Consider the following 12,452-nt stretch of genomic DNA (forward strand, 5'->3'; position numbering starts at 1 on the left):
ATCCTTAGGCGCGCAAGGCCCGAAGCGTCCCGCAGGCACCGCGCATGGGCGGCGGATGAAAAAACTCTAATGCAGCCTCGCCCGCGTGGGCGGCGATCAAAAACTCCGTGCCGCCGCGTCATTTTCCGGGCCGCCCGCTGCCTGCCGATCCTGTCCGATGCCGCTAGATTTCGTTCCATGCAGCTGGATCCCGTCCGATGCCCCCGATGCCCTCAATGCCGTCCGGAAAGCCGAATAGGGCTGCCCCCGGTCGCCTCATGGCGAATCGGAGACAGCCCTTGCCCGGTCAAGCCGATCTACAGAGAGAGATTACGCCTTGAACATTTGCACCCAAACGCCGTTATGGTACGCGACGCCGATGTTCGTGTACTCGGCCTTCAGGATGTTGGCCTTGTGGCCCGCGCTGTTCATCCAGGCATTCATTACTTCGGCCGGGGTGCGCTGGCCTTTGGCGATGTTCTCGCCTGCATAGCTGTACGTCACGCCGAACTGCTTCATCATGTCGAATGGCGAGCCGTACGTCGGGGACGTATGCGAGAAGTAATTGTTCGTGTACATGTCCTTCGCTTTCACGAGCGCGACTTCAGACAGCTGCGAGTCGCTCTTGAGCGCGGCCAATCCTTGCTTGGCGCGCTCCTGGTTCACGATCGTGACGACCTGCTGCGCAAAGGTGGCCGTGCCGCTCTCCTCCTGTCCGGACCCTGGAGCCGTCGTCGGCTTCGGCGTCGCCGTTGGGGCCGTCGTCGGCTTCGGCGTCGCCGTTGGGGCCGTCGTCGGCTTCGGCGTCGCCGTTGGGGCCGTCGTCGGCTTCGCCGTATATCCCGGCCATGTAAAGCCGTTTTGCTGCAGTTTATTCAAAAGCTCTTCAAAGTTGAAGCCCGAGCCGGCATAAAGCTGTTGAAGCAAGGCCGAAGAAGAAGGCTGAGCAGGCGCTGCGCTGGCTGTTCCGGCGGCCGAGACGCCCGTGAACGCGACTCCGGCGGCCAATGCTAGAGATAGAAATTTCTTATTCAAAATGAATTCTCCTCCTGTTATCCTTCGTCAGCCGAAGGTCGAGTAAAAGGCCGTGCAAGCCTTTCGCTCCTCTATCCTAGCACGCCGATCCGCCGAAAAACGCTGTTAGTTCCTGGCAACTCAAGCTGGAGACTGAAAAATGAGAACGCTCGAAGGCTCGAAATTCAGTCGGGATGCGGGTTGCGAAACGCGTCCTGAGAGCAATGAGAATTCTCTCATCGGCGTTCGGAGTTCCAAACGGGAAAAAGAGAACGAAAAAAAGCCGAGCGCATCCGGCTCGACTTTTGGATCTAGAGATAGTCCGGCAGCGTATCGGCTTTTTTGAGGTTGCAGGCGGAGCAGGCGCAGACGCAGTTGTCCGGGGTGCTCAGGCCGCCCTTGGACTTGGGAAACACATGGTCGATCGTATCGCCGAAGCGGCCGCAATAGTGGCAGACATAGTTGTCCCGCTGCAGGATGAGCAGGCGGAAATCGCTCTTGGTGTACAGCTTGTGGATGAGGCGCGGATGCAGAATGCCGGCCGCCCCTTCCTGAACCATGCGCACCGCGATGTCGCGGTCGATTTCGGTATGCCAGCGCTTGCCGCTCTCGCGGCGGCCCCGCAGCTGGATGAGGCCGGTTCCTCTATCGTTGAGCACCGACGGATCGTACGAAAAAGGACCCTTGAACGGCCGGATAGGCTTGTACGGCAAGCGCACTCCCGGCGTATGGGAATGCGAAGCGGCGACGGCCGCCTTGCGCCCTTTGCGGCGGCGGCGGCGCTTGCGCTTGCGCTTGGACGGTCCCGTCTCCGAGACGGCATCGGCCGACGAGACGACCGCCTCCGGCGAGCGGGCGGCGGCAGTGCCGGAAGCGCCGGCGGAAGGCCGCGCCTCCGCGGCCGGACTGTCCGGACTCGGCTCCCGTCCGGAAGCGGCGGCCGGCGGATCGGGCGCGGTTCTCCGCGCCGCCGCAACGGCGGCCGCTCCTTTGCCGGCGGCAGGGTCCCGTTCGGCCGCGGCGGCAGCCGGCGCGGCGACGGATTGCGAGGCGCGCTCGCCCCCGCCGGCGGCCGGCGCGGCGACGGACGCTCCCGGGGCACGCTCGCCCCCGCCGGCGGTCGGCGCGGCGGCGGACGCTCCTGGGGCGAGGACGGCCGCGCGGCCGCGCGCACGACGAGCGGCGGCCGGCGGGAGCAGAGCCTCCGCACCGACTTCGTCCCGCTTGCGCCTGCGCTGGCAAGCTCTGCACGTGCCTCTGCGCCCCTTGCGGCCGGTGCGCTTCGGGAAGGCTCCTTCTGGTTTGTCGCGGCCGCATACGGCGCATTGTTTGGTATCCATGAATCGTACGCTCCGTTCGCCGAGTGTCTTTCTCCAAAGCATACCATAACGGAGCTTGCCGATAAACAGCGCCGTAAGCGGTTCGCTTTTCGAAACGCCGCTCTGCGGAACGAGAAAGCCCGCTTGAAATAACCCGTCACGTCCAATAATGACAATTTATACAAATTTTCGGCTCGATGTTGAGACTATAGTCTCAATGCCATGTTACTAATGTCCTATAATTACGGGTGCATCTTCCTAGAAGCCATGCTATAATACGAATATTCAGTACATGTGACATTTTCAGACCGGCATGAACCCTCTGGAACGCCTTGGCGGCACCGGACGGGAACGTAGGCCGCAGGGGGGGATGGTGGCGGATGTTTGCGAAACGACTCAAAGCGCTGCGTAAAAAGAGAAAGCTTACGATGCAGGAAGTAGCCGATTATGTTGGGGTCGCCAAAAGCACCTACGCCGGCTATGAGTCCGGATACCGCCAGCCGACCCTGGAATCGATCCAGACGATCGCGCGCCGCTTGCATACGACGTCCGATTATCTGCTCGGCCTCACGGAATATGCCGAGCCGGTCGAGCCGAGCAGCAACGCCCGCGAATGGCTGAACCTCCAGCAGCTGCACTGGGACGGAATTCCGCTGGAGGAAGAGGACGTCGAGCTCGTCCGGCTGCTGCTCGAGCGCGTCGTCCGCGAAAGGCTCCGCAACGATCAAACCGGCCAAGGCTGAACTGCCTTGACCGGTTTTTTTATCTGCCTGAGAGCAGTCAGACACCGCCACAGCTCGCTGCGGCTTGGGCGCGCCGCCTACACGCGGAAAAACCGCGCGCAGCTTGCCGCTGCGGCCTGGGCGCGCCGCCTATGCGCGGAAAAACCGCGCGTAGCTTGCCGCTGCGGCCTGGGCGCGCCGCCTATGCGCGGAAAAACCGCGCGTAGCTTGCCGCTGCGACCTGGGCGCGCCGCCTATGCGCGGAAAAACCGCGCGTAGCTTGCCGCTGCGGTCTGGGCGCGCCGCCTATGCGCGGAAAAACCGCGCGTAGCTTGCCGCTGCGGTCTGGGCGCGCCGCCTATGCGCGGAAAAACCGCGCGCAGCTTGCCGCTGCGACCTGGGCGCGCCGCCTATGCGCGGAAAAACCGCGCGTAGCTTGCCGCTGCGGCCTGGGCGCGCCTCCTACGCGCGGAAAAACCGCGCGTAGCTTGCCGCTGCGGCCTGGGCGCGCCGCCTATGCGCGGAAAAACCGCGCGTAGCTTGCCGCTGCGGCTTGGGCGCGCCGCCTACACGCGGAAAAACCGCGCGTAGCTTGCCGCTGCGGCCTGGGCGCGCCGCCTACACGCGGAAAAACCGCGCGTAGCTTGCCGCTGCGGCCTGGGCGCGCCTCCTACGCGCGGAAAAACCGCGCGTAGCTTGCCGCTGCGGCCTGGGCGCGCCGTCTACGCGCGGAAAAACCGCGCATGCGGAAGCAACGAACAGGCTGGCCGAGGTCAGATATCGACCTGCGGGACAGCCCTCTTGAAGTTGCGGCCCCTTTCGCTTGCCAGCCAACGCCCACGGCCCGTCGCGGATCAGGCGCCGGCCGCCGCGGAACACGCCCTAGGGCACGCTCTAGGGCACGCTCTAGGGCACGCTCTAGGGCGTGTTTGCATACTCCGAAGGAGGCAGATAGGGCCGGATTTTTGATCCCTGCAGGAATGCAGGCATAGGCGTACCCAGGGGTACGTCGAGCCTGCGTGACGAAGCAGAGGGCAAAAAGGCGGGGATAGATGCCCCTAACTAACTAAGCGGGTCTGCAGCCGACGCCAAGGCGTCGAGCTGCTTGCTCAGCCCGGCGCGCAGCAGCTCGCGGGACTGCTCGTAGCTCTGCTTCCACTTGCTGCGCTCGCTCTCAGGGACATTCGCCTGCTCCGCCTCCGCGATCAGCCGGTCGAAGCGGCTGCGGCAGCCAGATTCGGCAGCCTCCATCTCGCCGGCAAGCTCCGCGCCGGCCTGCTGCCGCTGCTGCTCCGTCAGCTCTCCGCTCCTCGCCTCGCGGAGCCGTGCCTCGCCTTCCTGGAGCACCGAGGCTCCCGCCGAGACGCATTGCTCGCGGATCGTTTCCAGCCTCCGCTCGTAGACGGCAGTGTCCGGCTCGGCACTCGCGGCCGGCGGCTTCGCCGCAGACGGCGCCGCCGATGGAGCAGCTCCCGCCGGCTGTCCGGCCGACTGCCCTCCCGCAGGCGAAGGCCCGCCCGCTCCCGCGCCGCCTGGCCGAGAAGCCTCCTTCGCGATGCCGCCCGCTCCCGCGCCGGCCGACTGGGATGCTTCCTCCGCGTCGCCTTCGGCACCGGCGGCGGCCGACTGGGGAGCTTCGCCGGAAGCTTCCTTCGCAGCGTCGCCGGCACCAGCGGCGAGCGGAGGCGCAGCTTCGGCCGCTCCGTCTCCGCTCGCCGCCGCGCCGCTCGCCCCCGTGCCCTCGCCAGGGTCCGCTGCTGCGCCTGCCGGCGAGGGCGCGGGAGCCGCGGAGCGCTGCGGCAGCAGCGCCATCGCCGTCTCCGTCGTTCCCCGTTCCAGCTCGCGATGATTCAGATACCCGAGCACGGCCGGCACGACGGCCGCCGCCATCGCCAGCGCGAGCAGCAGGCGCCCGGCCCGCGGCCGCAGCCCTCCGCGGCCGACGGCGGAACGTTTCTTGCGCTTGTTTCGATGGCTCATGATGACCGTCCCCTCTTTCGCTTATGCTGCGCGCGTCCTTGAATCAGCCGAGCAGTCCCTCCAGCAGCGCGCGCCCTTTCGCCAGTTCCCGTTCATATTCCTTGCGGTATTCCTGCAGACGCTCGGTCGAATAGCCCCCGGCCTCCAGCTTCGCTCTCGTCCCGCTCATGATGCGCTCGAACGCAGCGTCGCAAGCCGCGAATACGGCTTCTCCTTCCTGCCGCGCCTTCGCCTTCTCCGCGCCCGTGGAGGCGGACGAGTAGCGCAGCGCGAGCGCGACGAGATCGCTGCGGCATTTGCCGCGCAGCGCGTCGGCTTCGCTCCTTGCCTGGCGGTGGATCTCCTCCTCCGATGCCGAAGAAGACGGCGTCGGCGTTGCGCCTGGAGATGGCGTCGGCGTTGCGCCTGGAGACGGCGATGCCGTCGGCGATGGAGCCGGAGAGCCCGGAGGCGCCGATGGAGCCGGAGAGGCGCTCGGCGCAGGCGTTGCCGGAGGCGGCGCCCAGCCTCCTCCGCCTCCTCCGCCTCCTCCTGCAGGCGGGCCGGCCGGAGACGGCGAAGCGGTCGGCGCCGGCGACGAGGCTCCGCCGGCCGGCGGAGCGGCTCCGTCCTCCCCGCCGCTCAGTCCGTCCTCGGCCCCGCCGCCGCTGCCGGCTTGCGCAGCCGGCGCGATGTCGACGCGCAGCCGCTTGCCGTCCCAGGCGACGGACGCTCCCGTCAGCTCCGCGGCGAAGCGCAGCGGGACGTAAAGCGTGCCTTTGGCGATGAATACTTGCTGCCCGGACGGAAGCGCGGCCTCCTGCCCGAAGGCGTGGAAGCGGACCGGGACCGGCGTCAGGGCGAGCTTGACGCCTCCGTCCGCCGAGCGGCCCTCCGCCTTGAGCCGAGCGGCCAGCTTCGCCGCCAGCGCCTGGCGCCCGGCATCGGACGGCTGCTGCAGCGACAGCTTCTTGGCGGCGTTGTCCCACGCCGCCTCCAGCCCGAGCGCCTCCGACGCCGCACGCAGCGGCAGATACGTCCTTCCTTCATGCAAAAAGACCGAGCTCCCCTTGTCCAGCACGAGCACCTGGCCCCCGACCGCGATCGTCGCTGGCAGCGACAGCGCCGACACCGTCTTCGCCGCTGCCGCGGCCTTGGCGGCCGGAGCGGCCGCCGAGGATCCCGCCGCTGCGGGCGAGAACAGCAGCAGCGCGGCCGCCAGCAGCGCCCCTTTGCTTGCCCCATTCCGATTCATATCCGATCAGCCTCCTTCATCCTTCTTATCCAGCGCCAGCGCCTTGCGCGCGAGCTCGCGCAGCCGGCCGTAATCGGCCTCGTCCAGTCCGGCCCGCAGCTTGCGCTTGATCTGCTCCTTCTCCTCCGCCGTCACCCCGCCTGCGGCGAGCCGCAGCAGGCCGAGCGCCTCCTGCCGGTCCATCGCGCCGGCGACGATGGAGAGCGCTTCCCGCTTCTCGGCTGCGGACAGCCGGGCGGCCGCGTCGGCATAGGCCGCCGGCACTGCCGGCGCGGCTGCCGCGCCGGACGGGCCGCCGCTCGCCTCGGAGCCGGCATCAGCCGCAGCCGAGGCGGCCTTGCCGCCCGCTGCCGGAGCCCCTTCCGCCTCCAGCGGCGGGGCGGCAGCGCCCGCTCCTGGCGGGACCGCTCCCGCCAGGAGCGGATCGCCTGCGGCCGCTGCCGAAGCCCCCGCCTCCGCCGCCAGCTGGGGAGCGAGCTGCTCCATGAAGGCGGCCAGCGCCTTGTCGGCGGCCCGCTCGGCGGCGATCCAGCCTCCGCCTCCGAGCAGCAGCGCGACCGCGAGGCCGATCAGCAGCCTTTTCACGCGCTTGCGCATGATCCATCCTCCTTCCCCGCAACGAAAGCAAGGGCGGACGCCGAACGGATGTCCCTCCGTCCGGCGAAGGCTCCGCCCCCGCGATTCGATTCGGCTACAGCTGCTTGGCGGCGCGGTACAGCATCGCCGACGCCTCGGCGCGCGAAGCCTGCTGCTGCGGCTTCAGCTCGCCGCCGCCGCCGATGATGCCGAGCTGCGCGGCGATCGCTACGGCCGGCTTCAGCGAAGCGCTGACGGAAGCCCGGTCCTTGAAGCTCGCAAGCGCCTGCTCGGTGAGCAGCGACGTCGGATAGCCGCCCGCCTGCTGGAGCGCGCGCGCGATCATCGCGGCCATCTCCTGGCGGCTGATCGCCGCATGCGGAGCGAAGCTGTCGGCGCTGCGGCCGCTCGTGATGCCGCTCGCCGCCGCCGTGCCCACATACGGAGCGAACCAGTCGGACTCGCGGACATCCTTGAACGTCAGCGGCACCGCGTCGGCGCCAAGGTTGAACGTGCGCACGAGCATCTTGGCGAACTCGGCGCGCGTCACGCTGCGCGACGGCTCGAAGGCGCCGGCCGAAACGCCGTTCATGATGCCTTTGGCCGCCATCGTCTCGATCGTCGTCCGCGCCCAATGCGAGGCCGGAATGTCCTTGAACGCCACCCGGTTCTCGACGACCGCGTACACCGAGCCGGCATCCTGCACGTCCGCCGAGTAGACCGAGCCCGCGACGCCCGACTGGAAGTCGGCTGCCCGGCCCGCCCGGATCTTGACGAGGCTCAGCCGGTCGGCGTCGACCGATCCGGAACGCGAGAGAGGCAGCTCGAGCCGCACCGGCCTGCCGAAGCTCGTAATCTTGCGGCCGGACTGCTCGATCTCGTACGTGTACGCTCTCGACGCCAGCGGCAGGCTGGAGGCGGAGGTGACGGCGCTGTCCTGCAGGCGGCTCAAGGTGATCGACAGCTTGCCGGTCCGCGCCGCCACCGGCACGGAGACGCGCGCGCCTTCCGCTTGGAGTCCGATGAAGTCGATGCCGCTGCTCTTGGCCGACTCCAGCACCTCGGCCGGGATGTCGAGCGACCAGCTGTCGGCCTGCTCGGTCTCGAAGTCAAGCTCCGCGCTCACCCGCAGCGAGCCCGTGCCGGCTTGTCCGGCTCCCTCGAAATCGGCGAGCGCGCCTTTGATCTGGGCCGCAGCGTCCGAGATGGCCGAAAACTGGCTGCCCGCCTCCTCGGCGTTCCACTCGGCGCTGAAGGCTCCGGCCGAGCGCGGCGTCGGCGCCGGCACCTTGATCTTGCCGATCGCATCGAGCGCTTCCTGCGCCGCCTTGAACGCCTCGCGGATCAGCTTCAGCTTCTCGCTGATCGAGTTCGTGGCGTTGTAGCGCTGCTTGATCGACTCGAGCTTGGCGAAATACTGCTGCAGGATCGCCGCGATCTGCTCCGCTACGCTGCCCGGACCGGTGTTGCCCGGCTCCTCGCCGGACCCGCCTCCGCTGCCCGGGGTCGGCGTCGGGAAGCCGGGGAACCCAGGGAACCCGGGAAAGCCCGGGAAGCCGCCTCCGCCAGGGTCCGGCGTCGGACTTGGCGTCGGAGACGCGCTTGGCGTCGGTGTCGGAGACTCGCTCGGTGTCGGCGTCGGAGACGCGCTTGGCGTCGGCGTCGGGGACTCGCTCGGCGTCGGCGTCGGAGACGCGCTTGGCGTCGGCGTCGGGGACTCGCTCGGCGTCGGCGATGGCGTCGCGCCTTCGGCCGTCAGCGTAATCTCCTTTTGGAAGATGACCTTGTCCGGACCGCCGTACGGGTTGAGCAGCCGGGCCTGGATGACCGCGCTCCCCGAGGAGGCGCTGCCGGGGATCGTAACGATGCCGCTGCCCGTGACGGCCACGTCGTCGCTGCCGGACAGCTTGGCCCAGGTGAGCGCTACCGAAGGAATGGCGATGCCGCTGACGGTCAGCGAGTATTGATGCTGCCGTCCCTGCTGGGACACCTGCACCTGCTCGGCGCTCGTCAGCCGCATGAGCGCGACGAGCAGCGCCGACGCGGCCGGCTTCTCGTACGCGAGCCGCTCCTGGAAGCCCACCATCGTCTGCTGCAGGTCCATGCTCGTAATGCCGTACTCCTGCAGCATCGCGGCGAACGTATACTCGTCCGTGCGGGCGAGCAGGTCGTTCAGCACGCGCAGCATGAGCTCGTTGCGCTTCTGCGGCTCGTAGAGCAGCTGGAACAGCTGCGCCTGGCTGAGCTCGGCGATACGCTTGCGCACGGTGCCCTCGACGCCGAGGCGCGAGCCGCCGTCGCCGTAGAAGAACGCGACGACCTCGTCCATCGTCAGGTCGCTGTCGCCGCCCGCGCGCACGATCGCGGCCAGCGCCGCGCGGTAGTCGGCGTTGGAGCGCAGCTTGCGCAGGTCGTCGTAGGTAGGACGGTACGTCAGCGCGAGCGTGTCGCGGTACAGCGCGAACAGGTTGTTCCGGATGAACTCGCGGTCCGCCGAAGCCGGCAGCTTGGCGTCGATCTTGTCCCATACCGGCGCGGCGAGCTGGAACTCGGCGGCCGGATCGAGCGCCTCGAGCTCCTCGCGGAAGCGAAGCACGTCCTGCAGGTCGGCCGGATCTCCGGCCAGCAGCGCTTCATGCAGCGCGTACAGCTGCGCCAGCGCGCCGTCGATGTTCGGCGGCTGCGGCAGCGAGCCCGCCGCGCTGGCGATGCCGCCGCCGGACAGGGAAGAAAGCGCGACCGAAGGCAGCGCGGACAACGGGCCGGCCGCCATGACAGCGGCGAGCATGGCCAGAGACAGCTTGCGATGATTCGTCATAGGTTTCCTCACCTCGATTGTTCGGATAGGCGTTGCGGGAGATAGCAGGCCGGCCGCCGAGCAAGGCGCCGTACCGCGCCCGGCTTAAGGCGCGGCTTGAGCGCTGCCCGAGCGCACGGCCTGGCGTGCGGCTTGACGCTCTGCCTGCCGCTCGGCCCGGCGCTCGGCTTGACGCGCAAAGCCGCCGCCGAAGCGGCGTGCGGCTTGGTTCTAGTAGCTCAGCTCCGGCACGGGAGCCTTGACGCCGCGGGCGAGGCTCGGCCTGCCGACGGAATAATAGATGAAGTCGGTTCCCTGGAGCGCGGCCTCGTCGAACGCGTTGCGCCCGTCGATCAGCACCGGCTCGCGGACGACGGCGCGCAGCCGCTGCAGGTCCGTCTCGCCGAACTCGCTCCACTCGGTGAGCAGGCAGACCGCGTCGGAGCCCGCCGCCGCCTCCAGCGCGCTGCCGCACCAGACGACGGAGCCGTCTCCGCTGCCGAACTGGCTGCGGAAGTTGTCCATCGCGATCGGATCGTACACCCGCACCTCGACGCCGCGCGCCAGCAGCTCGCCGATGATCTCCTGGGCGGGCGCCTCGCGCACGTCGTCGGTGTCCGGCTTGAACGCGAGGCCCCAGACGGCGACCGTGCGGCCGGACAGCTCGCCGCCGAAAATCGTCTCGAGCTTGCGGATGACGTTGAACCGCTGGTCCTGGTTCACCTCGACGACCGAGCGCAGCAGCTTGAACTCGTAGTCGACGTGGCCGGCGATCTGGATGAGCGCCTGCGTGTCCTTCGGGAAGCAGGAGCCGCCGTAGCCGATGCCCGCCTTGAGGAACGAGGCGCCGATCCGCTTGTCGCGGCCCATGCCCTCGGCGACGCGGGTGACGTCGGCCCCGACCTTCTCGCAGATGTTGGCGATTTCGTTGATGAACGAGATCTTCGTCGCGAGGAAGGCGTTGGAGGCGTACTTGATCATCTCGGCGCTGCGGATGTCGGTGACGACGAAGGCGCAGCCGAGGCCGGCGTGCAGCTCGCGCAGCAGCGCCTCGGCGCGCGGCGAGTCGGTGCCGATGACGATCCGGTCGGGATGCATCGTGTCGGAGACGGCGGAGCCTTCCCGCAGGAACTCCGGCAGCGAGACGCTGTCGAACGGGCAGTCCGTCCGCTCCCGGATCAGCTCGCGCACCTTTTCGTTCGTGCCGACCGGCACCGTGCTCTTGATGGCGACGACGGGATGGCCTTCCATCGCGTCGGCGATCTCCTGCGCCGCCAGCTCGATGTACGCCAGATTCGCCTGGCCGCCCGGAAGCGGCGGCGTGCCGACGGCGATGACGATCAGATCCGCGCCCTTGACCGAATCGCCGAGGCTCGACGTGAAGCGCAGCCGCCCGAGCTCCGCGTTTCGCACGGACAGCTCCTGGAGGCCCGGCTCGTAGATCGGGATCTCCCCGTTCTGGAGCGTCGCGACCTTCAGCGGATCCTTGTCCACGCAGATGACGCTGTGCCCCAGCTCCGCGTAGCAAACGCCCGATACGAGGCCGACATATCCTGTCCCTACTACCGTAATCTTCATCGCTTCCACTCCCGATCGTTTATTGGACACTCTCTACATGCTCAGTCCGGGCGCCTGTCCGCCTGCGGCGGCCCGCTCCAGCAGGCGGGCGGCGATCCGCGCCGCTTCTCCCGGCGGCGCGAGCGGCGCCTCCTCCAGCAGGCTGCCGGCTGCCGCCGCGGCCGAGCCGGGCCCGCCGGCAAGCAGCTTCAGCAGCCGGCCGCCGAGCTCCGGCGACGCGAGCTCCGGCTCGCCGAGCATCAGCAGCGGATGCCGGCCGCGGAGCGTCTCCGCGATGCAGCGGTCCTCGCGGAAGCGGGGCCGCTCCAGCAGCGCGAGCGGCTTGCCGAGGCAGACCGCCTCGGATACGGCGCCCCAGCCGGGCTTCGTCAGCACCGCGTCGCAGGCCGCGACGTACAGCTGCGATTCCGTGCAGCTCTCCGGGATGCGGACCGCCTCCGCCCCGGCCGGCAGCTCCATGCCGGAGGAGACGACCGCCAGCCAGCGCGGATCGCGCAGCAGGGCGAGCCGCTCGAGCGGGCTGCCCGGTCCCGAGCCCATGCCGGGAAACAGCGCGAGCAGCCGCCTCTCTCCGCCCGGATCCAGCCGGCGCCGCAGCTCGGCCGCGCGCTCCGGATCGGCAGCCCGGCAAAAATAGCCGGTCCGCTCGATCGGCTCGCTCCCCCATTGCGGCTCGCTCGCTCCGGCCAGCGCCATAAAGGCGTCCATGTCCAGATAGGGCCGGGCCAGCGGCGCGAGCAGCTCCTCGGGCAGCAGCTCCTGATAGGCGGTGTACCAGGTGAAGTTGGACAAGCCGACGCTGCGGACGCCCGCCCGCCGCGCAGCAGGGAACGCTTCCGCGACGATGTCCGAGACGGTCAGGCTCGCTCCGGTCGAGCCGAGCCAGGCCGCCTCGCGGCGGATGCGCAGCGGCAGCGCCTCCAGATAAGCGAGCGCCGCCGCCCGCTGGCGCAGCGGGTCGGCCTGCAGGCTGCCCGGCAGCAGCGCATAGCCCGGATCCGGGTCGATGCGCCGCGTCAGCAGCCGGTGCTCCAGGCCGCCGGCACGGGCCGCGGCGTCGGCGAAGCCGCCGGCCAGCGAGCGCTGGAGGAACGGCAGCGTGCGGCCGCTGGCGAGATGCAGCTGCAGCGGCCGGCCGAGAGCGTCAGCCTGGCGCAGCAGCTCGCGGATGATGGCGACAGAACGCGAGGCGTGGCCGTGGCCGTAATCCGAAACGTAATAGACGATCGACAGCGCTGCTGCCATGCCTCGCG

Annotated in this window: 9 protein-coding genes; 1 reads left to right on the top strand and 8 read right to left on the bottom strand. The window is 68.9% G+C overall.

Going from position 1 to position 12,452, the window contains the following annotated elements; genetic code table 11:
* Nucleotides 1-309 precede the first annotated feature (309 nt).
* Complete coding sequence (locus tag NYE40_RS18720) at nucleotides 310-858, bottom strand: CAP domain-containing protein (protein ID WP_323744206.1); 549 nt, start codon at nucleotides 856-858, stop codon at nucleotides 310-312.
* Between the two features lie 446 nt (nucleotides 859-1,304).
* Entirely contained in the window at nucleotides 1,305-2,333 is a 1,029-nt protein-coding gene (locus NYE40_RS18725) for an HNH endonuclease signature motif containing protein (protein ID WP_244912726.1), read from the bottom strand.
* Nucleotides 2,334-2,692: 359 nt separating this feature from the next.
* Here NYE40_RS18725 and NYE40_RS18730 point away from each other — a divergent pair, with 359 nt between their 5' ends.
* Nucleotides 2,693-3,055 carry a helix-turn-helix transcriptional regulator gene (locus NYE40_RS18730; RefSeq protein ID WP_028600493.1) on the top strand — a complete coding sequence of 121 codons (363 nt, stop codon included), beginning with the start codon at nucleotides 2,693-2,695 and terminating at the stop codon, nucleotides 3,053-3,055.
* Between the two features lie 1,041 nt (nucleotides 3,056-4,096).
* Here the strand turns inward: NYE40_RS18730 and NYE40_RS18735 are convergent.
* The 6 genes from NYE40_RS18735 to NYE40_RS18760 all read right to left on the bottom strand — a co-directional run bounded on the left by NYE40_RS18735 (nucleotide 4,097) and on the right by NYE40_RS18760 (nucleotide 12,444).
* The gene (locus tag NYE40_RS18735) at nucleotides 4,097-5,014 is read right to left on the bottom strand and encodes a hypothetical protein (RefSeq protein WP_339278774.1); all 918 of its coding nucleotides are present in this window, start codon (nucleotides 5,012-5,014) and stop codon (nucleotides 4,097-4,099) included.
* 43 nt (nucleotides 5,015-5,057) lie between these two features.
* Nucleotides 5,058-6,248, bottom strand: coding sequence for a copper amine oxidase N-terminal domain-containing protein (locus NYE40_RS18740; protein ID WP_339278775.1), 1,191 nt, complete (start codon nucleotides 6,246-6,248; stop codon nucleotides 5,058-5,060).
* Nucleotides 6,249-6,254: 6 nt separating this feature from the next.
* The gene (locus tag NYE40_RS18745; protein ID WP_339278776.1) at nucleotides 6,255-6,845 is read right to left on the bottom strand and encodes a hypothetical protein; all 591 of its coding nucleotides are present in this window, start codon (nucleotides 6,843-6,845) and stop codon (nucleotides 6,255-6,257) included.
* 94 nt (nucleotides 6,846-6,939) lie between these two features.
* On the bottom strand, nucleotides 6,940-9,642 hold the full coding sequence (locus NYE40_RS18750; RefSeq protein ID WP_339278777.1) for an S-layer homology domain-containing protein: 2,703 nt from the start codon (nucleotides 9,640-9,642) through the stop codon (nucleotides 6,940-6,942).
* Nucleotides 9,643-9,852: 210 nt separating this feature from the next.
* Nucleotides 9,853-11,199: a UDP-glucose/GDP-mannose dehydrogenase family protein gene (locus NYE40_RS18755; protein ID WP_339278778.1), complete on the bottom strand. Its 1,347-nt coding sequence runs from the start codon at nucleotides 11,197-11,199 to the stop codon at nucleotides 9,853-9,855.
* Between the two features lie 33 nt (nucleotides 11,200-11,232).
* Nucleotides 11,233-12,444: a hypothetical protein gene (locus tag NYE40_RS18760; RefSeq protein ID WP_339278779.1), complete on the bottom strand. Its 1,212-nt coding sequence runs from the start codon at nucleotides 12,442-12,444 to the stop codon at nucleotides 11,233-11,235.
* Between the last annotated feature and the right edge of the window lie 8 nt (nucleotides 12,445-12,452).

The sequence above is a fragment of the Paenibacillus sp. FSL W8-1187 genome (assembly GCF_037965485.1).
In the GTDB taxonomy this organism is placed as follows: Bacteria; Bacillota; Bacilli; order Paenibacillales; family Paenibacillaceae; genus Paenibacillus_O; species Paenibacillus_O pasadenensis.

Bases quoted from the DNA above. Each gene is read 5' to 3' on its own strand.
- NYE40_RS18760 (WP_339278779.1), bottom strand. From the start codon at position 12,444: ATGGCAGCAGCGCTGTCGATCGTCTATTACGTTTCGGATTACGGCCAC.
- NYE40_RS18725 (WP_244912726.1), bottom strand. From the start codon at position 2,333: ATGGATACCAAACAATGCGCCGTATGCGGCCGCGACAAACCAGAAGGA.
- NYE40_RS18745 (WP_339278776.1), bottom strand. From the start codon at position 6,845: ATGCGCAAGCGCGTGAAAAGGCTGCTGATCGGCCTCGCGGTCGCGCTG.
- NYE40_RS18740 (WP_339278775.1), bottom strand. From the start codon at position 6,248: ATGAATCGGAATGGGGCAAGCAAAGGGGCGCTGCTGGCGGCCGCGCTG.
- NYE40_RS18750 (WP_339278777.1), bottom strand. From the start codon at position 9,642: ATGACGAATCATCGCAAGCTGTCTCTGGCCATGCTCGCCGCTGTCATG.
- NYE40_RS18755 (WP_339278778.1), bottom strand. From the start codon at position 11,199: ATGAAGATTACGGTAGTAGGGACAGGATATGTCGGCCTCGTATCGGGC.
- NYE40_RS18735 (WP_339278774.1), bottom strand. From the start codon at position 5,014: ATGAGCCATCGAAACAAGCGCAAGAAACGTTCCGCCGTCGGCCGCGGA.
- NYE40_RS18730 (WP_028600493.1), top strand. From the start codon at position 2,693: ATGTTTGCGAAACGACTCAAAGCGCTGCGTAAAAAGAGAAAGCTTACG.